The organism is Planomonospora parontospora, from assembly GCA_014647935.1.
GTDB classification, from domain to species: Bacteria; Actinomycetota; Actinomycetes; order Streptosporangiales; family Streptosporangiaceae; genus Planomonospora; species Planomonospora parontospora.
The window spans coordinates 30,712-51,527 of the sequence record BMQD01000016.1 but is presented as its reverse complement, the minus strand read 5'-3'; the positions used below and the strand labels follow the sequence as shown (position 1 = coordinate 51,527).

The following is a 20,816-nucleotide window of genomic DNA, read 5'->3' as shown; positions in this document are numbered from 1 at the left end:
CAGTATGCTTACGCCCCAAATTCGACAGGGCATCAGGCCGACCGGCTCGATCGGACCCCTGGTGCACGGGGAGACACGGGGAGACAGAGTGACAGCCAGCGGGCAGTACCCTCCGCCGCCACCGCCGCCTCAGGGGCATCCGCATCCCGCCCCGCCTCCGCCCGGCCACCCTCCGCAGGGTCGGCCGTACCCGGCTCCTCCGCAGGGCCCGCCCGCCGGGCAGGGCTACCCGCCCCCGCCGAACGCGCCCTACCCGCCCGCCGGACACCCGCAGGGACCCCCGCCCGACCACGGGCACCCCCAGGGGCCGCCGCCGGGCCAGGGGCGCATGCCGTACGGCCAGCCGCCCCCGCCCCTGCCGCCCGGCCCGCACCACCGGCAGCCCGCCCACCCGCCGCAGGGGCCCGGGCCGGTTCATCCGCCGCAGGGGCACCCGTACCAGGCTCCTCCGCAGGGCCCGCCCGCAGGACAGGGCTATCCGCCTCCGCCCCACGCGCCCTACCCGCCTGCCGGGCAGGGCTATCCGCCCCCGCCGAACGCGCCCTACCCGCCCGCGGGAAACCCGCAGGGACCCCCGCCCGGCCACGGGCACCCCCAGGGGCCGCCGCCGGGCCAGGGGCGCATGCCGTACGGCCAGCCGCCCCCGCCCCTGCCGCCCGGCCCGCACCACCGGCAGCCCGCCCACCCGCCGCCCGCCTGGCAGCCGCCGCGGCGCAGCGGGGGCGGGGCCGGGATGGTGGTCGGCGTCGTCTTCGGTCTGCTCGCGCTGACCTTCACCGGGCTCGTGCTGGTCGGAGCGCTGATCAAGAGCAGCCGCGACTCGGTCTCGGTCTCGCCGGTCGCGATCCCCACCTTCACCCCGCCCGAGCGGTCCACGGAGCGGCCCACCGAGCGGCCCGGCGACGGCAGGAGCGACGAACCGGAGCCCCGCACGTCCCAGCCGTCCGCGGAGCCGTCGGAGAACTCGCAGCCCCGCCGCACCCTCAACACGAGCCTGAAGAACAACTCGCTCTACGCGAACCGGGGCCTGCCCCGGGTGAACTGCCCCGCGGGGTCCGGGAGCATCTACAACCACAGCCAGCTCAAGTCACTGATCCTCAAGACCTCCCGGTGCATGGACAAGGTCTGGTCGAAGACCCTGCAGGACAGGGGCATCACCTGGCACCGCCCGGGGTACGCGATCACGTCGCGGCGGGGCCGCGGCGCCTGCGGCGACTTCCCGCAGACCGGGAGCATCGTGCCGTACTACTGCCCGCGCAACACCACGATCTACGCCTCCACCACAGCGATGGCCAGGGGGTCGGGCAACGCGCTGGGCTACGGCCAGATCACCGACTGGCACGGCGCGATCATCAGCATGATGGCCCACGAGTACGGTCACCACGTCCAGCAGCTGTCGGGCCTGTCCAACACGTGGTGGCAGCAGACGCTCGAGTCGGGCAGCCGGAGCGGCAAGCTCGCGCTGAGCCGCCGGTTCGAGCTCCAGGCCACCTGCTTCGGCGGGATGTTCATGCGCGCGGCGGCGGCCAGCTACCCGGTCACCCCGGCCCGGCGCAACACGCTCTACTACTTCTACTCGCGGGTGGGCGACCACCCGGGCTGGCCCCGCGACCACGGCTCCCCGGCGAACAACAACCGCTGGTTCCGCCAGGGCTACGAGAAGAACAAGACCTTCCAGTGCAACACCTGGCTCGCCCCGTCCTCCACGACCTCATAGGTTAAACCTCCCTTCACCCGGAATTGCCCAGCTGTCTGTCATGTCCAGATATGGGGGCTAGAATCCAGGGCAATTCTGTGCAATTGGGGGACCTCGGCTGTCATGCCAGGTGGACCGGGCCAAACCATAGGAAGCGGTGTGACGATGCACCTTGGGCAGGACTCGGGGGATCTCACCGGCGAGGGCGGGAAACGCCGCCCCCGCCGACGTGCGAGCCGGGCGGCAGGCCCCGGCGGCGCGCCCGCCGGGCACCCACCCGACACGCCGGACGCGGCCGGTACGCCCGGCACGGCCACTACACTGGACCCGCCCTCCGCACCCGCGCCCCCCGGCCCGCCGCCCACGACCCCGCCGCCCGCACCCGCGCCGCGGCCCCGGTTCGCCCGGCCGCTGACCACCGGGGCGCTCATCGGCTGGACCGCGCTCTCGGTGATCCTGCCCGGCGCGGCGCACCTGCGCGCCGGGCGGCGCCGCACCGGCTACATCCTGCTAGGTGCCTTCGGCGTGCTGCTGCTCCTGGGGCTGATCACCGCGATCACGCTCTCCGGCGAGGGCAACACCGGCCTCGCCACCCGGGACGGCTTCCTAGGCCTGGCCGCGAGCCTGGCCGGACTCGGCGCGCTCGGCTGGTTCCTGCTGGTGCTCGCCTCCTACATCACGCTCGGCCCCAGCAGGCTCAACGGCACCGGCCAGATCGTCTCCGGCATTGCCATCGGCACGCTCTGCGTGGCGGTCACGGCCCCGTTCGCGCTGGCCGCCAACACGGTGCTGACCGTCAAGGACACCGTCAACGCCATCTTCCAGACCGATCCGCAGGACCCCGCCGCGCCCACGTTCAAGCCCGAGGACCCCTGGGACGGGCGCGACCGGATCAACTTCCTGCTCATCGGCGGCGACGGCGCGGGCAACCGGGAGGGCATCCGCACCGACAGCATGAACGTGGCCAGCATCCACATCAAGACCGGCAACACCGTCATGTTCAGCCTGCCCCGCAACCTGCAGCACGTGCGCTTCCCGCCCACCAGCCCGCTGGCCAAGCAGTTCCCCAACGGCTTCATGCGCGAGCTGCCCAACGGCGGCCTGCTCAACGAGGTCTGGCAGTACGCCGAGGACCATCCGGAGGTCATGGGGCGCAAGCACCAGGGCCCCCGGGCGCTCATGGACGCCATCGGCTACACGCTCAACCTGAAGATCGACTACTACGCCCTGATCAACATGTACGGCTTCGCCCACCTGGTCGACGCCATCGGCGGGCTGAAGATCAAGGTGGAGCAGGACGTCAAGTACGGCGGCTCGTTCGGCACCGCCGGCACGATCAAGGCCGGCTACCAGACGCTCTCCGGCGAGGAGGCCCTCTGGTACGGCCGCTCGCGCGTCGGCAGCGACGACTTCTCCCGGATGGCCCGCCAGCGCTGCGTCATCGGCGCGTTCGCCCAGCAGGCCACCCCCGCCGTCGTCCTGACGAACTTCACCAAGATCGCGGGTGTGGCCAAGCGGATGGCCCAGACGAACATCCCACGCGACATGCTGGAGCACCTGACCGACCTGGCCCTCAAGGTCAAGGACGCGAGGATCACCAGCCTCCAGTTCGTGCCGCCGGAGTTCTACACCGGCTCCCCCGACTGGCAGAAGATCCGCGCCGCGTCCGCCAAGGCTCTGCGCCAGTCGACCCAGCCCCGCCGGAACTCCCTGGCCGGCCGCGGGACGGCCACGCCCGGAGCGACCGGCGTCTCCCCCACCCCGGTGCTCACCGCGCCCGCCAGGCCGACGGCGAGCAAGAGCCCGACGGCCAACAAGAGCGCCCAGTCCCTCGACGAGCTCTGCGGCCTGTAGCCGCCGCGCCGTACGTCCCGGGCCCGGACTCCCGCACGGGGGCCGGGCCCGGACGCACGGCGCCGCCCGGCCGTCGTGTCCGGGTCGCCCGGCGCATCCGGGCCGTCCGGCGAGAGCAGGCGGCCCGGCGCGCTCAGGCGGCCCTGGCGGTCCTCGGCAGCAGCGCGAACGCCCCCAGGTAGAGCAGGCCCGCCACGGCCAGCAGCGCCTGGTAGCCGATGACCAGCGCCAGGTACTCCAGGCAGCCGCCGACCATCGCGCCCAGCAGGTTGGCGCCGAACGCGGTCGTGCCGTCGGCGGAGTCGGCGAAGCGCTTGGCGAACACCACGTTGGCCGCGAAGATCGGCAGGAACGCCACCACCACGGCGACCACCGCCCGCGCCGGCACCGGCAGGCCCAGCAGCCAGGAGTCCGGCACCAGCCAGGCCAGCGCCAGCCCGGCCAGCAGCACGCCGTACATGGCGGGCAGCGACGGGGTGCGGAAGCGGCGCGTCACCTCCACCGCGGCCAGCACCGCGACCAGCACCCCGGCGAACACGATCGCGTTGACCACCCAGGTGGTGCCGAACAGCAGCGCGAACCCGGTCACGCTCTTGGTCTCCAGCAGCAGGAACGCCACGCCGAGCAGGAACAGGTCGGCGTAGGGGCGCATCCGGCGGTACGGCCCGGCGACCACCCGGACCGCGAGCAGGCTGACGATCAGGATCAGCAGCAGGGTGACGACGTAGATCTGCGGGATCGTCCGGTCCTTGAGGTAGAGGAAGGGCCGGTCGTCCCCCGAGGGCGGCGGGGTGGCGGCGGTCGCGCCGGCCCACTCGGCGCCGCAGGACTGGGCCCGCTCGGTGACCCCCGCGGTGATCACCGCCTGCTGCCCGGCCGTGCTCACCACGTCCACGCACGGCTTGTGCCCGAAGGCGGCCTGCACGGTCGAGGCGAGCCGGTCCACCAGCCAGCTCTCCCGGTAGTAGTTGTACATCGAGAAGGCGCCGCCGGGCTTGAGGTGCTCGCGGGCCGCCTCCATCGCCTCCCGGGTGAACAGGTAGCTCTCCAGCCGGAGCGAGCTCGCCCCGGAGACCAGGGTGAGCGAGTCGGGCAGGGCGAACAGGATCAGGTCGTACCTCTTCGCCGTCTGCTCCAAGAAGGCGCGGCCGTCGGTGATGTGGGTGGTGACGCGCGGGTCGGCGTAGGGCCGGTCCGGGTGGTGGGCCCCGCCCAGCTCGCGGAGCCGGGGATCGATCTCCACCGCGTCCACCCGCTTCGCCCCCTTGGACAGCGCGATCGCCACGTCGGTGCCGCTGCCCGCGCCCACGATCAGCACGTCGTCCAGCCGCCCGCCGGCCGCCCGCTCGTACGGCAGGGCGTACTGCCGCTCCCACTCCAGCCGGTTCACAGCCGGGACGGCCCGCTGGTGCGGGATCCCGTTGACCTGGATGTCCATCACCGGCACGCCCTCCTGCTCGAAGCGGCTGTGGGTCACCTTGTAGTACGGCGACCACAGGGCTCCGGCGGTCAGCGTCTCGACCGCCAGCGCCCCGACGACCACCAGCGACGGCACGGCCAGCACGACCCGCGGCCAGAGCCCGCGCGGCCGGAGCAGGACGGCGTAGGCGAGCGCGGCGATGGCGCCCCACACCACCGGGGGCGCGCCGAGGAACGACAGCGCGGTGAACAGGCCGATGCCGGTCAGGCTGCCGACCAGGTCGTAGCGGTAGGCCTCCAGCCGGTCCAGCTCCGGGAAGCAGCGGCCGACCAGCTCGGCCGGGCCCATCAGCACGACCGCCGCGGCGACGAAGACCACCGGCAGGATCAGCCAGGGCGGCGGCCCGCCCGCGCTCAGGCTGGTCCAGTACAGGACGCCCTCGGTGTGCCGGTCCACGGTGACCGGGAACAGCAGGATGACGGCCACCAGGGCGGCCAGCGCGATCGGCGAGTAGTACGGCGGCCGGTCCGTCCGCCCCACCCGCAGGAAGCCCAGCCCGATGCCGAGGAACGAGCCGAGCAGCACGAAGTTGGTGAAGTAGCTCAGGTGGACGATGTTCGACCCGGTCCACCTGATCAGCGCCAGCTCCAGGAAGAGCATGAAGGCGCTGGCCACGACCAGCCTCGGCCGGGTGTCCAGCCAGTGCTCGGAGCGGGTGTCGGGACGGTGGGGTGGCGTGCTCTGCGCCGCGGCGGTCATGTCGTCCAAACGTAGTGATCCCGGTCCTCCCGCGGAAGGAGGACCGACCGCGGCGATTTACCGGGATTGGCATGCATACGCTGGTGGCGGGCGGTTTGCGGGACTGGACGCGACCGCGGGGATGCAGGAACGTGGGGAGGTTCGCCGTCCTCGAAATCCCTCCAACCCTCGGTGGTGTGCAATGCGGGTCCTGATCCAGCTCCGCCCCTCTCCGGACGTCGTCGCGGCCGTGGCCGACCCCGGCCGGACCGCGGCCGCGGCCGACGTCGCCGACGGCCTGCCCGGAGTCCTGCTGGACCCCTCCTTCGCACCGGTGGCGGTGCCGCGCCCGGTCCCGCCCGCGGGCGGCGACCCGCTCTCGCTGAACCAGCCGCTGCGGTTCTCGCTCGCCGCCGAGGACGCCTCGGTCCTGGTCCGCGGGGAGATCTCCGACGACGAGGCCGCGGTCCGACTGGCCCTGCTCCCGGCGCTCCGGCCCGACGTGGTCGGCGTCTTCGCCGACCCGGTGATCGAGTCCAACCTCACCTGCGGCGGCGACGCGCCGGTGGGCGACTGGCACGACGTGGCGCGGCTGCTGGCCGTGGAGGATCTCGCGGGCGAGGGGCTGGACGGCGCGGGGGTCGCGCTCGCCGTGCTGGACACCGGGATCAACGCCGCGCACGTCGCCCGCCACCTCGGCCGGGAGTTCACGCTGGACGCCGCGCGCAGCTGGAACCCGGCCGGGGTGACGGGCAAGGCCGGTGAGTTCGAGGTGGACCACGGCACGATGTGCGCCTTCGACACGCTCATCGCCGCCCCGAAGGCCACGCTGCTCGACCTCCCCGTGCTGCTCTCCCGGCGGCCGGGCGGCTCGGCCATCGACGGCCTGCTCTCGGACGCGGTCGCGGCCTTCGCCCACCTGCGCACGGTCCTCGAGACCCAGCCGGAGGAGTCGCGGGCCCTGGTGATCAGCAACAGCTGGGGCTCGTTCTCCCCCCGCTGGGACTTCCCCGTCGGCAGCCCGGGCAACTACTCCGACAACCCGGCCCACCCGTTCAACCTGATCGTGGCCAGTCTGGACGCGGCCGGCGCCGACGTGCTGTTCGCGGCGGGCAACTGCGGGCGCGACTGCCGCGACGGCCGGTGCGCCTTCCCCGACCGGCCGATCGTCGGCGCCAACTCCCATCCCCGCGTCCTGTCGGTCGGCGGCGTCGACACGGGCGGCGAGCGGGTCGGCTACTCCTCGCAGGGCCCCGGCCGCCTGGAGGGGCGCAAACCGGACCTGTGCGCCTACACCCACTTCTCCGGCTCGAAGGCGTTCGGCGACGACCAGCCCGACTCCGGCACCTCGGCCGCCTGCCCGGTCGCCGCCGGGCTGGTGGCCGCCGTCCGCACGCAGTGGCCCGCCTCCCGGCTCTCCCCCGCCCAGCTGCGCACCCTGCTCCGCCGCACCGCCGACGACCGCAGCACGGTGGGCTTCGACCACGACTACGGCTACGGCGTCGTCGACCCGCGGGGGATACTCGCCGCACTGCGCCGCAGGAGCAGGGCCTGACGTGTGCCCTCCGGGCCGCAGAGGCGGGGCCTGACCTGCTCTCTGGGCCGGACCGGCGCCGCTCCCGGTCGCGGGCGGCGCCGCCGGGTCTTCCCGCCCCGCGGGCCGGTCCGCTCCCGGGCGGGCCTTCGCCTCCGGGCCGGAGACCCGCCCGGGCCCACGTTTCGGTAGCGTCGGAGACATCGGCCCGGAGCCGGGCCCCTACGTCGCGACGATCGGTGGTCTCATGCGGATGGTGACGGTACGCCTGGCGGCCGGGGCGACGCTGGCGCAGGCCATGGAGGAGCTCGGGCTGCCGGAGGAGGAGGTCGACACCGGCTACGGCCTGGTGGCGATCGACCCGGCCCAGGGCCTGTACGGCTTGCGCGTGACGGAGGCCGGCGCCCGCCGGATGGATCCGGAGGCCGGGGGCGGTCCCTACTCCGACCCGCCCATCGAACCGTACGGCCCGCCGCGGTAGGACGGCGGACCGCCGCACGGCCGGTCCCGCACGGCCGGTCCGTCGCGGCCGGGCGGTGGACCGGCCGCCGGCACGTCGCGGTGCGGCCGTAGGCCGTGAGACGTCCGGCCCGCCGCGACGGGACGGGCCGGTCCCCGACGCACCCGGCCCCCGACCGGCGGGCGGTCGGGGGCCGGGTGCGGTGCGGGGCCGGTCAGCCGTTCGTGACGGTGCTGAGCCTGGCGGCCTGCTCCTTCAGCGCCGCCGCGGCGGCGAGCACGGTCTCGGCGGCCCGGGCGGCGGACTGCCCGGACTCGGCGACCGCGACCATCCCGCGGGACATCTCCGTGCTGGTCGCGCTCTGCTCCTCCACCGTGGTGGCGATCAGCGTCTGCTGCTCCGCCACGGTGTTGATGAGCCCGGCGATCCCGGAGATCCCCTCGGCGGCCTGGGTGCTCTCCGCCTGGATGCCCTCGATCATGTCGGTGATCTGCGCGGTGGCCTCGGCCGTGCGGGCGGCCAGGTCCTTGACCTCGGACGCCACGACCGCGAAGCCCTTGCCCATCTCACCCGCGCGCGCGGATTCGATGGTCGCGTTCAGGGCCAGCAGCTTGGTCTGCTCGGCGATCTCGGTGATCAGCTTGGTGATGCTGCCGATCTGCCGGCTCGACTCCTGCAGCTGCTCCATCCGGCGGGTCGCGTCGCGCGCCGAGTCGGCGGCGGTCGTGGTGCTGGACGCCGCGCTGCTGACCCCCTGGGAGATCTCCCGGATGCTCTCGCTCAGCTCGGTGGAGCTGTGCGAGACGGTCTCCGCCCGGCTCGCGCTCTCCCCGGCCGTGCGGACGAGCTCCTCGCCGGCCTCGGTGAGGTGGGAACTGGCCGTGGAGAGCTCCTGGCTGAGCTGGCTCAGGGCCTCCTCCGTGCGGACCTGCTTGGTGGAGTCGGCCCACGTCAGGATGTACCCGCCGGGGACGCGGTCGTAGGTGGAAGACCCGTGGGTCGTCTGGCCCTTGAACTCCATCACGTTGATCTTGGTGAACGGGAAGGACCTGGCCGCGCGGAGGTCCTTCTTCAGGACGTCGGCCAGCATGAGCAGCGCCTCCACCCCGTAGGTCGCCGCGGTCTCCTGCATGAGCCGGTCGGCGGCCTGGTTGCGGTAGACGACCTCCCCCGCCTCGTCGACGATCAGCAGCACGGCCGGTGCCTTGTCCAGCGCCGTCATCAGCGAGTCCCGGGACTGCACCAGCGGGTGGACGTCAGCGGCCGCTCGGCGAGACCGCCAGAATTTCATCATCATCGCTCCTTATGCCCTCACAGCAGCAGATCGGCACGGCGGGACCGGACCTGAGGATCCAGCGGGACTCGCGGCCGGGAATTTCCGCACCGCGTCACCACGTCACCACGTCACCGCGCCACGTGGCCGTGGCCGTGGCCGTGGCCGAGGCCGAGGCCGAGACCGAGGCGGCGACGATGGCGGTAACGCGCGGCGGCTGTAGCGGTAGCACACGATCGCGGTAACGCGGCGGTGGTGGCGCGGGGTGGACGCCCGGACGCCGTTGCCGCGATCATCGTCCTGCCCCGAGTCCGTACGTCGTCCGCGTCACGAGGCCCGCGTCCCGTGCCGCGGGCCGGAGCCCGCACAGGAGGAGAACGTGTCCCGCAAGAACGTCCTGGCCGTCATCCCCCCGCAGGTCGGAGGCCGTGAGGCGGGATCCGCCCTGGCCGGGCTGCTCGCCGACCGCGCGCACGTCACCGTCGTGGAGTCCGCCGGGGAGGACCCGGGCGCCCTCGCCGCGGCCCAGGTGATCATCACCGCGCTGAGCCCGGTCGGCGCCGACCACCTGCGGGCGGCCCCGCTGCTGGAGCTCGTCCAGTGCGTCGGCCACGGGCACGACCACGTCGACCTCGCCGCCGCGGAACGGCACGCCGTCACGGTGTGCACCATCGCCTCCAGCGGGGCGGAGGGCAACAGCGTCGCCGAGCACGCCTTCGCCCTCATCCTGGCCTGCGCCAAGCGGATCGTGCCCGCCCACACCGCGCTCGCCGCGGGTGACTGGGCGCTGCCCCGCCTCCGCCCCCACCTGACCGAGCTGGCCGGCAAGACCCTGGGCGTCGTCGGACTGGGCCACATCGGCCGCGACGTGGCCCGCAAGGCCGCCGCCTTCGACATGAACGTCCTCTACAGCTCCCCGCGCCGCGCGCCGTGCGACGTCGAGGAGCGCACCGGCGCGCGGTGGACCGGGCTGGAGGAGCTCCTGCGGGCGTCCGACGTCGTCACCCTGCACGCGCCGCTCAACGACGGCACCCGGCACCTCCTGGACGCCCGCCGCCTGGCCCTGCTCAAGCCCACGGCCGTCGTCGTCAACACCGCGCGCGGGCCGCTGATCGACCAGGACGCGCTCGCCGCCGCCCTGGAGGACGGCCGGATCGCCGCCGCGGGCATCGACGTGTTCGACCCCGAGCCGCCGCCGCCCGGCTCGCGGCTGCTCGGCGCGCCCAACGTCGTGCTCACCCCGCACGCCGGAGCCGTCACCCGCGAGACGCTCGTCCGCATCGCCCTGGCCGCCGTGGAGAACGTCCGCCGCCACCTCGACGGCGCGGAGCCCCACGACGTCGTGGCGGGGCCCGGCACCACGAGGTGATCCACCACTTCGACGGGATCGGGCCGGTCAGCCCGGCCGGCCGCGGTCCGGGGTCAGCCGCACCACCGTGTACGGCAGTACCGGGCTGGCGGCTCCGTACTGGAAGTTGACCACCAGCAGGTCGCGGCCGTCGAACGCCGCCGTGGAGGGGCCGTGCAGCCTCGGATCGGTGACCCGTGCCAGCAGCCTGCCCCGGCCGGAGCGGACATCGAGCCGTATCACATTGACGGTGTCGCCGTCGCCGTCGGCGTTGCTGACCGCGTAGAGCGTGCGGCCGCGGAGGAGCAGGCCGTCACCGCGCACCAGGGCGCCGCCCAGGTCGATCGGCTTGACGGTGCGCCGCCGCAGATCGACGCGGTGCAGCACTCCGTCGTTGTAGTCGGCGACGACGAGGTACCGCTGGTCCGGGGTGACGGTGATGCCGTTGAGGTTGAAGCCCTCGGTGTACACGACGCCCGTTCCCCGCAGGTCGAGGAAGGGCCGCAGCGGTGCGGTCGCCCCGCTGCCGCCCCGCAGCTCCGTGGCGCCGATGCGGTAGATCGTCGGCTGGAACGAGTCGGTGACGTAGACGTCGCCGTTCCCGGCCACGGCGACGTCGTTGAGCATCGAGTTCGGCGTGGCGGTGGCGAAGCGGTGCAGCAGGGCGCCGGTCCGCGTGTCGTACACCCACACGAAGCCGGTGGCCCCGCCCGCGACGATGAGGCGGCCTGCGGCGTCGACCTTCATCCCGGCGGCGGTGGTCCGGCCGTCGGCGGCGTTGCCGGGCAGCCACACCGAGGTCTGCGGCGAGCGGACGTCCCCGCGGTAGATGCGCCCGTCGGTCACGCTGCCGACGTAGAAGTACGGAGTCCCGGGGTCTCGGGCGATGCCCTCGGGGTAGGCGTCGTCGCCGGCCAGGACGTAGACGCCGGGCCGGTCGGCCCGGACCGCCACCCCCGCCGCCTCGGTCGCCGCCGATGCGGTCCCGGAGGAGGCGAGCATCACGGCCGCCACGGCCAGGGAGAGAAGTCGGTGGATACGCACGGTTTCCCTTCGGTAGTCGATCGCAGCCAGCCTCGCGCCCGGACCGGCACCTCAACAAGATCGTTTTGGGTATCCCGGTATACCCTGGCGGTATGCCGGTCGACCTGCGACTCATGCGGTACGTCGTCACGATCGCCGAGGAAGGCGGCTTCCAGCGCGCCGCCGAACGCCTGCGCATGGCCCAGCCCCCGCTGAGCAGGCAGATCCGCGACCTGGAACGCCGGCTCGGAGTACCGCTGTTCCACCGCCGCCCGACCCGGCTCACCGAGGCGGGCGAGGCCTTCGTCGCGTCCGCGCGGAGGCTGCTGGCCGACGCCGACTCGATGATCGAGCTGGTGCGGGCGACGGGGCAGGGCCAGTCCGGCACGGTGCGCCTGGGGACGGTCATGAGCGCCGCCCACGAGACGGCGCCGGAACTGCTCGCCGCGTTGCGGGCGGCGTACCCGGGCGTCACCGTCCAGGCGCGCGAGGCATGGTCGGGCGAACTCGACGCCGGCCTGCGGGCGGGCCGGTTCGATCTGGTGCTGGGGCGGATGATCCCGCGGCGGCCCGGCCTCACCCGGCAGACCGTCCGGCGGGAGCCGCTGGTCGCGGTCGTCGGCACCGCCCACCCTCTCGCCGGCCGCCCGGTGGCGGCCCTGTCCGACCTGTACGGCAGCCGGCTCCGCCTGGTCCCCGGCGATGTGGCGCCGGACTACCGCAGCGCGATCCTGGCCGCCCTGGCACGCACCGGGCTGGAGTTCGAGGTGGACGACTGCGAGGTGCTCGGCTGGCGCCACCTCGGCCTCGCCGACGGCAAGGGTTTCGCGCTGGTACCGAGTTCGCTCGGTGCCCTGCCCACGGCCGACGGTGTGACGCTCCCGCTCGCCGACCACCTGCCCGCCCCCGACCTGGAACTGGTCTGGCGGCGCGACGCCCTGCCGCCGGCCGGTGCCGCCTTCACCCGCGTCGCGGAGGCGACGGCGCGTGAGCGCGGCTGGCTGGAAGCCGCCCCCACCGGCCCGCCCGCCTGACACCGGTGCCGGAATGCCCACCCGGCGTCCGGTGCCCACCTGCGCCGAGCGCATGCTGGGGATGAGACGGATGGGCACGAGGCGGTTCCGCTCGGTGAGGCTCTCTCGACGAGGCCGGGCGGTGCGGGCCGGGCGGCGGTGATGCGCGATGGAGAACGAGAAGACGGTGCTCGCGGAGCGGGCCGTGGTGGGCAGGGCCGCCCGCAAGGTCGTTCCGCGCCGGGAGCACGCCGGATGGACGCCGCCCCGCAACCGTCCCGATCCCGTCGCCCGGCTTTCCGCGCAGGAAGCCAGGCGGTTGCCCTGGCTGCTGCCCGTACGGCACGCACGGATGGCGGAGTCGCCGCTGGCCTTCTTCCGGGGGAGCGCGGAACTGATGGCCGCCGATCTCGCCTGCACTCCGGTCACCGGCTTCACCGTGCAGCTGTGCGGCGACGCGCACCTGGCGAACTTCGGGACGTTCGCCTCCCCCGAGCGCCGGCAGGTCTTCGACGTCAACGACTTCGACGAGACGCTGCCGGGTCCGTGGGAGTGGGATGTGAAGCGGCTGGCGGCCAGTTTCGTGCTCGCGGCGCGTGACAACGGCTACGGGGACGCCGAGGGCCGCGAGGCCGCCGTGCGATCGGTGAACGCCTATCAACGGGCCATGGCCGGGTTCGCCGCCGCGGGTGTGCTGGACGTGTGGTACGCGCAGGTCTCGCTGCAGATGATCAAGGACAGGATCCCGCGCGGAAAGGACCGCAGACGGTTCGCCTCGGCTCAGGAGGGAGCCAGGAGGCAGACCAGCCAGCGCGTGCTGACCAGGCTCACCGAGAGGGCCGGCGGGCGGCTGCGGATCAGAAGCGAGCCTCCGCTGCTCGTTCCGCTGCGGGAGATGGGCGAGCACGACGAGCGGGCGGCGTTCCGCCATCAGGTGGAGGAGAGTTTCGCCGATTACCTGTCGTCGCTGTCGTGCGACCGGCGGCATCTGCTGTCGCGTTTCCGGATGGTCGACGTCGCGTTGAAGGTCGTGGGGGTGGGCAGTGTCGGAACGCGCTGCTTCATCGTCCTGATGCAGGGCCGTGAACACGACGAACCGCTCTTCCTGCAGGTCAAGGAGGCGGGTGCGTCGGTGCTGGAGGCTCACCTGCCCGGTAGCGAGTTCTCCTGCGGCGGGCAGCGCATCGTGGAGGGTCAGCGGTTGATGCAGGCGAGCGGCGACATCTTCCTCGGCTGGTCCCGGGCGGCTCCGCCGCGGGACCACTACTGGCGGCAGTTCCGGGACATGAAGGGGGCGGCCGACATTCCGGCGATGGACCCGCGACGGCTCAGGCGCTACGCCGGCCTGTGCGGCTGGACGCTGGCGCACGGTCACGCCCGCTCCGGTGACGCGACCGCGATCGCGGCCTACCTGGGAGCGGGCGACGCCTTCGCCGAAGCACTGGGGGACTTCGCCGTGGCGTACGCGGACCAGGTGCGGCGGGACCACGCGGCCTTCGTCGAGACGCTGAGGAGCCAACGGAACACCGAGACCTCAGGAGAGACATGAAGAAGCCGGTGGAGCCGCACGGCGCGACGCCCGCCGTGCAGGTGCTGCACTCGTCCGCCGACGTCTGGCGTGCAGGGCTCGCCATAGCGGCCGTCATCGCCGTGGTGCTCTTCCTCCGCTTCGTGATCGCCGACGCGGGTTCGCTGGTCGCCATGCTGGTGATGGCGTGGTTCCTCTCCCTGGCCATGGAGCCCGCCGTACGGCGCCTGTCGCGGCGGATCCCCCGCGGCAGGGCAGCGCTGCTGGTGATGACGCTGTTCATCCTCGCCGCCGTGGTCTTCCTCGCCCTGTTCGGCAGCCTGTTCGTGCAGCAGGTCGCGGCGCTGCTGAAGGCGCTTCCCGGAGTCGTCACCGGCGCCGTCGACTGGCTCAACGCCCGTCTCGGCACGCGCTACGAGATCTCCGACATCCTGGACTCCCTCAACCTGACCCCGCAGCAGGCCGCCGAGTACGCACAGGGCGCGCTCGGCGGCGTGCTGAGTCTGCTGGGCACGGTGACCGGGGCGGTGTTCAACATGTTCACCCTGCTGCTGCTGACGTTCTACTTCTCGGCCGACGGGCCGAGGCTGCGCCGGTGGATCGCGCAACTGCTGCCCGGCCGATTCCAGCAGGTCTTCATCCGTGTCTGGGACGTGTCCACGATCAAGACCGGCGGGTACGTCTCCTCCCGGCTCATCCTGGCCGCCGTCAACGGCACCGCCTCGGCCCTGGTGTTCCTGGCTCTCGGCATGCCGTCCTGGCTCGCCCTCGGGGCTTGGACGGGTCTGGTCGCCCAGCTCGTCCCCACCATCGGCACCTACATCTCCATCGCCCTGCCGGTGGTGGTGGGGCTGGTCTCGTCCCGGCCCTGGATCGGCCTGGCGGCACTGGCCTGGGGCGTGCTGTACCAGCAGGTGGAGAACCTGACCCTGGAGCCGAAGATCAGCTCGCGGGCGGTGGACATCCATCCCGGGGTGTCCTTCGCAGCCGTGATCCTGGGGGCGTCGCTGTTCGGCGCGATGGGAGCACTGCTGGCCATACCCGTGGTGGCCATGGTTCTCTCGCTGGTCGACACGTTCGTCACCCGCCAGGAACTGCAGGAGGTCACGGCTTCCAGCGCCGTGAAGCCCCCCTCCCGATGACGGACGCCGGGCCCGGCCCTCTGTGCCGGATCCCCGATCCGCCCGCTGGGCTCACCCCTCGGCGGAGGCCTCCCAGTCATGGCAGGGCCGCAGCGCATGGTGGCGGTAGATCATGCCGACGGCCTCCGCCGCGGTCTGTGCGTACACGCCTTCTCCGGCGGGCCCGCACAGGCAGTCAGCCGACTCCTCGTGCCCGAGGACATCGTCGAGCGGCCGGATATGGACGACCTTGTGCACCACGCGCTCCTTCACCTCACCACGAACTGGATGCAGTTTAGGGGCATTTGTCCGTTTAGTGGTGACGGAGACCGCAGGAGCCATCACTGCGGCGGCGCCCCGGCCGACGGAGGAGGAAGTCGACACGGGGATGAGTCGGCCGATCCGGGGAATGCGTTCCCTCGCGCGCCCTCGGCGCCGTGGTCGCGGCCCGGGGGCGCGGATGGGAGCCGGAGCCCCCACCCGCGCCCCCGGATGGACCGTGGGTCGCCTACGAGGTGGCGCGTCTGCTGAACGACTTCATCTCCCTCCCGTGGACGGCCAGCGCGTAGATGACCAGGACGTCGACGGCGATGATGATCATCGACCAGAACGGATAGGCGGGGAACCAGGCGAAGTTGACGAGTGCCTGGAGTCCGGCGAGGAAGATCCCGACCGCGCGCCCCCACGTCTTGCCCGCCATGACGGCGGCGCCGGCGAGGGCGACGACCACGCCCATGGCCAGGTGGAACCAGCCCCAGGCCGTGTAGTTGACGGGGATCGCCAGATCGCCCGCGGTGACGAGATAGAAGTCGGTGTTGAAGATGCCGACCAGGCCCATCAGGGCCTGGAGGGACCCCAGGACCAGCATCGTGATGCCGGCGAAGACCACCCAGCCGATCCAGTTGGTGGGCGCGGGTTCTGCCGTCACCGGGCGGACCTGCGCCATCTGGGTGTCCTGGCGCGCCTGGGACGGCGTCACCTGATCGCGCGACGCCTCCTGGGTCTGCCCGTAACGCGGATGTTCCATGTTCGGCTCCCTCCGCACGGCAGAGTTTCCGGGATCGCCCGGGTAGGCGTTAGTGCGTGTCCGGCGGCTTTGCCCGTGCGTTGTTCGGGGATTCAGCGGTTCGAGCGGCTCTGGTGCACGTTCGTCACCGCTCTTCCCTCCCTCTGTACCCGCAACTTTCCGCATGCTTCGCATATGGTGACAAATTCTTGCAAAACGGACACGGCTGCAGCTTGGGGCCAGATCCGCTTCCGCCGAGCGGCCCGGCCGGTGCCGTGAAGCCCGGTCAGTCCCCGCCGTAGCCGCCGCGGTAGCCGGGCAGCTGGCGACGCTGGGTCACGGCCCCTATCCAGTGGAACAGGTCCAGCAGGACCGCCACGGCGATCCAGAACCAGTCCCCTCCCTGCAGCCCGACGCCGGGGATGTACATGATGACGTACATCAACGTGGCGAACGGCAGGAAGACCACACCGAGCAGGGGCCAGATCCACGTGTCGAAGGCCGCGTTGACCAGAGCGGGGCGTGCCACCCAGATGATGAACACGGCGAGTCTCGGGAAGACCCCGGCGAAAACCGCGAACAAGCAGCCCATGGCACCCCGCCGAATGTGACGTCACCCGCTGAAATGGACGAACCGGATGGTCCCCGGTCCGACACCGTTTATCGCCGGGGATCTGCACGAAAAGGAAACCTTTGATTTCCCGGGCTGCATTCCGCGGAAGGGTCCGGAAGGGCGCCGGGGCCGTCCGAAGGGTTACGGGGGATCTCTCCCATGGAGTCTTTTTGCCTGCTCGCGGTGATCACCTGATCGAGGAGAGGGGACCACCACAAGAGGTTGAGGAGGGCCCCGGGGAAGCCGCCACCGCCGCGATCCTGCGGCGGGGATCGATCGGAGCCGCACGTCGCGGACGGCCGCCGCCGGCGGGCGGCCCTGCGAGAGGCGGGCGACGGCCCGTCCCGGGCCATCCCCGGACCGCTCCGCCTCGGCGACGGCGTTGCCCGGAAAAGACCGGCGGCTTTCTTTACCGGGAGACTCCCCCGGAAAGAACGGCGACGGGTTCACATATCCAGAACGGGCCGCCCGCCCTGTCCGGACGGCCCGTTCCCCTCATCGACGTGACAACCGCTCGGAAGGAAGAAAACCCATGAGCAACCTCATCGCCATCTCCTATCCCGACGTCGCCACCGCCACCGCGGTACGTGATCGCCTGATCGACCTGCAGCGGCAGAACCTGATCACGATGGAGGACGTGGCCGTCGTCGAGCACCGGCCCGACGGGAAGATCAAGCTCCACCAGAGCGTCGGCATGACCGGTCTGGGCGCGGCCAGCGGTGCGTTGTGGGGCAGTCTGATCGGCCTGCTGTTCTTCATGCCGCTGTTCGGCATGGCGCTGGGCGCGGCCGCGGGGGCGGCGGGCGGCTCGATGGCCGACGCCGGCGTCAACGACGACTTCATGCGGCAGCTCTCCGCCAAGCTGGAACCCGGCATGGCGGCGCTGTTCGTCCTGGTCGTGCAGAGCACTCCGGACAAGGTCATCCCCGCGATCAAGGAGTACGGCGGGCACGTCCTCCAGACGTCGCTCAGCCGCGAGGAGGAGACGCACCTGCGCGAGGCGATGGAGGGGATCGGCGCCCGTTAGCCGGAAACGACGCGGGCAGATCCGGCGTGCCCCGGTCCGTGACCAATCCGGCTGCCACGGGAGCCAGCATGGAAATGGTGTCCGACCCAGGCGACGGCCACCGGTCGCCGGCCGGTGACGCCCACCGGGACTACACCGGCGCCGTCTACGGATCGCTGCTCGCCGCCTCCGTGGTGGTCGGCGCCGGAACACTCGGCAGGTTCCCCCGGCTGGAGATGATCGTCCTTCTGCTGGGCACCGGCATCGTGTTCTGGGCCACCCACGTGTACGCCCGCCTGTTCGGCGCCCGCCTGACCTCCCACGGCTTGAACATGGCCGGCGTCCGCCAGGTGGGCGCAGAGGAATGGCCGATCGTCACGGCGGCCGTCCCTCCGGCCGTCGCGGTGGCCGTCGGCCCGTTGCTGGGTCTCGGGGCGCAGGGCACCGGATGGCTGGCGCTCGCGGTCGCCGTGGCCGGTCAGGTCGGCTGGGCGGCCGTCGCCGCAGTGAAGATCGGCGCCCCACGTCGGATGGTGGTGGTCACGAGTGCGGTCAACCTGCTCCTCGGACTGGTCATGGTGGCGTTGAAGGCCGCACTCCATCACTGACCGCCTGCGTCGCCGGACGCTCCTCTCGCTCATGCGCGGATCGATCGCCGCCGGAAGCCGGGACGGGAGCGGATGCCTCCCATGAGACCTGCGGGAACGGAGCCGGAGGGAGCCGGCCCGTCCGCGATCTCGTTCAGCGTGGCCGACCAATGTGAGGTAGCTATGTGCAGATGGATGGCGTACTGCGGAGACCCCATCCTCGCCGAGGAACTGCTGTTCCGGCCGGTCCACTCGCTCATCGACCAGAGTCTGCATTCCCGTCTCGGGGAGACGACCACGAACGGCGACGGGTTCGGCATCGGATGGTACGGCGAGGGCGAGGAACCCGCCGTGTTCAAGAGCATCGAGCCCGCGTGGAACGATCGGAACCTCCGCGAGATCGCGGGGCAGATCCGCACCCCTCTGCTGTTCGCGCACATCCGCTCCTCGACCGGCACCCCGGTGCAGCGCAGCAACTGTCATCCGTTCCGGTACGGACGATGGCTGTGGATGCACAACGGAGTCGTGGAGGGATTTCCCCGGCTCAGGCGTGACCTGGCGATGGCGGTCGATCCATCGCTGTATCCCGCCATCGAGGGCTCGACCGACTCCGAGCTCTTGTTCTTCCTGGCGCTCACCTTCGGGCTGACCGACGACCCACCGCGCGCGGTCGCCCGTGCCGTCGGCCTGGTGGAGGAAACCGCCCGGCGTCACGATGTCCCCCATCCCCTCCAGATGACCGTGGCCACGACCGACGGCGAGTCGGTATGGATGTTCCGCCATGCCAGTGCGGGCCGCGCCAGGTCGTTGTTCTACTCCACCGACATCTCCCAGGTGCGGCAGCTCCACCCGGAGCTGGAGAGTCTGCGGCGGCTGGGGGCGGGAACCCGTTTCGTCGTCTCCGAGCCCCTCCGTGACCTCACCGGTGCGTGGAACGAGCTCCCCGAGAGCTCTCACGGGTTGATCCGCGGCGGAGAGATCGAAATTCATGCCTTCCTCCCGTTCTGGGAGGGCTGATGGGGTATCGGTCGGCGGTCGTCGCGGTGCACCCGGTCTCCGCAGCCGGAGCGGATGCGCGGCGCGCCGCCGGTGGGCGAGGTGGACGATGACCAAGGCCCCCGCCTCCCGCGGCGCGGTCGGCTCCGCGCGGAGACCCCTGGCGCCACTCGCCCTCGCCCAGTTCATCTGCAGCTTCGCCGGTTCGAACATGAACGTGATGATCAATGACATCAGCGAGGACCTGGACACGACGGTCAAGGGCGTGCAGGGCACGATCACGCTGTTCCTGCTGATCATGGCGGTGCTGATGATCCCCGGCAGCAAGCTGACCGACCGCTGGGGCCGCAAGCGGTGCTTCCTCGCGGGTCTCACGCTGTACGGGATCGGCGCCCTGGTCAGCACGTTCTCCCCCAACCTCGGGATGCTGGTCCTCGGCAACTCGGTGCTCGAGGGGGTGGGGACGGCGTTGCTGATCCCGCCCGTCTACATCCTCGCGACGATGGCGTTCGACGATCTCCCCTCACGTGCCCGGGCCTTCGGCCTGATCAGCGGGATGGGAGGCGTCGGGGCGGCGGCGGGCCCGTTGATCGGGGGATTCATCGCCACGGCGATCAGCTGGAGGGCGGCGTTCCTCTTCCAGGCGGTGGTCATCGCGGTGATCGTGTTCCTCAGCCGCCGGATCGTCGATCCCGTGCCCCCGGATCCGGCACGCCCCTTCGACGCCGCCGGAGCCGTGCTGTCGGCGGTCGGCATGTTCTTCGTGGTGTTCGGGATCCTGCAGGCCGGCAGCGACGCCGTACTGATGGCGGCGTTCCTCACCGCCGGAGCCGCCTTTCTGACCTGGTTCTTCCTGCACATCCGCGCCCGGGAGCGCGCGGGGAAGGAGGCGCTGCTGACGATGGGGCTGTTCCGCGACCGCACGTCCAACCTCGGCCTCGTCACCCAGAACATGCAGTGGCTGATCCTCATGGGCACGTCGTTCGTCGTCGCCGTCTTCCTCCAGACGGTCCGCGGGTACAACTCGATCGAAACGGGCGTCATCTTCACCGCGGCGACCGCGGGTGTCCTGCTCACATCGCTGGCCGCGGAGCGGCTCGCCCGGAAGCACTCGCAGAAGGCCCTGATCTCAGCGGGTTTCGTCATGACCGTGACCGGGATCGCGGTACTGCTCGTCCTGGTCGGGGCGTCGTCGAGAGTCGTCGCCTTCGCACCGGGGCTGCTGCTGATCGGCCTGGGCGTGGGCGTGATGCTGACCCCGTCGGTCAATGTCGTGCAGTCGAGCTTCCCCGAGGAACTTCAGGGCGAGATATCCGGGTTGTCGCGAAGCATCTCCAACCTCGGCTCATCGTTCGGTACGGCGATCGCCGGCACGATCCTCGTCTCCGGGCTGGCCGAGGGGAACCGCTCCTACGCTCTGGCCATGGTCGCCCTGGCGGTCTTCGCCCTGGTCGGTCTCGCCGCCGCCGCCCGCCTTCCCGCCGGTTCGGGCTGAACCGGCTTTCCGAGCCGGCCGCCCGGCGCCCCCGTCCGTCCGCGCCGCAGGGCGCGGACGGACGGAGGCAGACGTCGATCCGGCGGCCGGCGACGCCGGGTACGA

18 protein-coding genes are annotated in these 20,816 nt (G+C 72.0%); 12 read left to right on the top strand and 6 right to left on the bottom strand.

Annotated features, from left to right (window positions below):
- The first annotated feature begins 622 nt into the window (after window positions 1-622).
- Both IEZ07_RS23770 and IEZ07_RS23765 read left to right on the top strand, forming a co-directional pair.
- Window positions 623-1,717 carry a neutral zinc metallopeptidase gene (locus IEZ07_RS23770; RefSeq protein ID WP_191896758.1) on the top strand — a complete coding sequence of 365 codons (1,095 nt, stop codon included), beginning with the start codon at window positions 623-625 and terminating at the stop codon, window positions 1,715-1,717.
- A 144-nt stretch (window positions 1,718-1,861) separates the two neighbouring features.
- Window positions 1,862-3,550, top strand: coding sequence for an LCP family protein (locus IEZ07_RS23765; protein WP_239320378.1), 1,689 nt, complete (start codon window positions 1,862-1,864; stop codon window positions 3,548-3,550).
- Window positions 3,551-3,683: 133 nt separating this feature from the next.
- On the opposite strand, the gene IEZ07_RS23760 is transcribed toward IEZ07_RS23765, so the two are convergent.
- Window positions 3,684-5,729 (bottom strand): spermine/spermidine synthase domain-containing protein, encoded by a 2,046-nt coding sequence (locus tag IEZ07_RS23760; RefSeq protein WP_191896889.1) that lies wholly within the window; start codon window positions 5,727-5,729, stop codon window positions 3,684-3,686.
- Window positions 5,730-5,910: 181 nt separating this feature from the next.
- On the opposite strand from IEZ07_RS23760, the gene IEZ07_RS23755 reads away from it, so the two are divergent.
- Together IEZ07_RS23755 and IEZ07_RS23750 are read left to right on the top strand one after the other, a co-directional pair.
- Window positions 5,911-7,263, top strand: coding sequence for a S8 family peptidase (locus IEZ07_RS23755; RefSeq protein WP_191896756.1), 1,353 nt, complete (start codon window positions 5,911-5,913; stop codon window positions 7,261-7,263).
- Window positions 7,264-7,495: 232 nt separating this feature from the next.
- On the top strand, window positions 7,496-7,723 hold the full coding sequence (locus tag IEZ07_RS23750) for a hypothetical protein (protein ID WP_239320347.1): 228 nt from the start codon (window positions 7,496-7,498) through the stop codon (window positions 7,721-7,723).
- 193 nt (window positions 7,724-7,916) lie between these two features.
- Here the strand turns inward: IEZ07_RS23750 and IEZ07_RS23745 are convergent, their stop codons facing one another.
- Complete coding sequence (locus tag IEZ07_RS23745; protein WP_191896754.1) at window positions 7,917-8,999, bottom strand: methyl-accepting chemotaxis protein; 1,083 nt, start codon at window positions 8,997-8,999, stop codon at window positions 7,917-7,919.
- A 355-nt stretch (window positions 9,000-9,354) separates the two neighbouring features.
- Here IEZ07_RS23745 and IEZ07_RS23740 point away from each other — a divergent pair, with 355 nt between their 5' ends.
- Window positions 9,355-10,344 (top strand): 2-hydroxyacid dehydrogenase, encoded by a 990-nt coding sequence (locus IEZ07_RS23740; protein WP_191896753.1) that lies wholly within the window; start codon window positions 9,355-9,357, stop codon window positions 10,342-10,344.
- Window positions 10,345-10,371: 27 nt separating this feature from the next.
- Here the strand turns inward: IEZ07_RS23740 and IEZ07_RS23735 are convergent, their stop codons facing one another.
- Window positions 10,372-11,367: an SMP-30/gluconolactonase/LRE family protein gene (locus tag IEZ07_RS23735; RefSeq protein ID WP_204054510.1), complete on the bottom strand. Its 996-nt coding sequence runs from the start codon at window positions 11,365-11,367 to the stop codon at window positions 10,372-10,374.
- Between the two features lie 92 nt (window positions 11,368-11,459).
- Between IEZ07_RS23735 and IEZ07_RS23730 the strand changes: the two genes are divergently transcribed.
- From IEZ07_RS23730 to IEZ07_RS23720, 3 genes are all read left to right on the top strand, one after another.
- Window positions 11,460-12,380: a LysR family transcriptional regulator gene (locus IEZ07_RS23730; RefSeq protein WP_191896752.1), complete on the top strand. Its 921-nt coding sequence runs from the start codon at window positions 11,460-11,462 to the stop codon at window positions 12,378-12,380.
- 148 nt (window positions 12,381-12,528) lie between these two features.
- Window positions 12,529-13,908, top strand: coding sequence for a DUF2252 domain-containing protein (locus IEZ07_RS23725; protein WP_191896751.1), 1,380 nt, complete (start codon window positions 12,529-12,531; stop codon window positions 13,906-13,908).
- On the top strand, window positions 13,905-15,029 hold the full coding sequence (locus IEZ07_RS23720) for an AI-2E family transporter (RefSeq protein WP_239320344.1): 1,125 nt from the start codon (window positions 13,905-13,907) through the stop codon (window positions 15,027-15,029). The genes IEZ07_RS23725 and IEZ07_RS23720 overlap by 4 nt, the downstream gene beginning before the upstream one ends.
- A 51-nt stretch (window positions 15,030-15,080) precedes the next feature.
- Here IEZ07_RS23720 and IEZ07_RS23715 read toward each other — a convergent pair whose 3' ends face one another.
- The 3 genes from IEZ07_RS23715 to IEZ07_RS23705 form a co-directional block, all read right to left on the bottom strand.
- On the bottom strand, window positions 15,081-15,266 hold the full coding sequence (locus tag IEZ07_RS23715; protein WP_153054026.1) for a hypothetical protein: 186 nt from the start codon (window positions 15,264-15,266) through the stop codon (window positions 15,081-15,083).
- 250 nt (window positions 15,267-15,516) lie between these two features.
- Complete coding sequence (locus tag IEZ07_RS23710) at window positions 15,517-16,035, bottom strand: DUF7144 family membrane protein (RefSeq protein ID WP_204054509.1); 519 nt, start codon at window positions 16,033-16,035, stop codon at window positions 15,517-15,519.
- Between the two features lie 265 nt (window positions 16,036-16,300).
- The gene (locus IEZ07_RS23705; RefSeq protein WP_204054508.1) at window positions 16,301-16,597 is read right to left on the bottom strand and encodes a hypothetical protein; all 297 of its coding nucleotides are present in this window, start codon (window positions 16,595-16,597) and stop codon (window positions 16,301-16,303) included.
- 562 nt (window positions 16,598-17,159) lie between these two features.
- Here IEZ07_RS23705 and IEZ07_RS23700 point away from each other — a divergent pair.
- From IEZ07_RS23700 to IEZ07_RS23685, 4 genes are all read left to right on the top strand, one after another.
- Window positions 17,160-17,654 carry a DUF1269 domain-containing protein gene (locus tag IEZ07_RS23700; RefSeq protein WP_191896749.1) on the top strand — a complete coding sequence of 165 codons (495 nt, stop codon included), beginning with the start codon at window positions 17,160-17,162 and terminating at the stop codon, window positions 17,652-17,654.
- A gap of 77 nt (window positions 17,655-17,731) precedes the next feature.
- The gene (locus tag IEZ07_RS23695; RefSeq protein ID WP_204054507.1) at window positions 17,732-18,241 is read left to right on the top strand and encodes a hypothetical protein; all 510 of its coding nucleotides are present in this window, start codon (window positions 17,732-17,734) and stop codon (window positions 18,239-18,241) included.
- A gap of 162 nt (window positions 18,242-18,403) precedes the next feature.
- Window positions 18,404-19,237, top strand: coding sequence for a class II glutamine amidotransferase (locus IEZ07_RS23690; protein ID WP_301549342.1), 834 nt, complete (start codon window positions 18,404-18,406; stop codon window positions 19,235-19,237).
- 88 nt (window positions 19,238-19,325) lie between these two features.
- Window positions 19,326-20,711, top strand: coding sequence for an MFS transporter (locus tag IEZ07_RS23685; RefSeq protein ID WP_191896748.1), 1,386 nt, complete (start codon window positions 19,326-19,328; stop codon window positions 20,709-20,711).
- Window positions 20,712-20,816 lie beyond the last annotated feature (105 nt).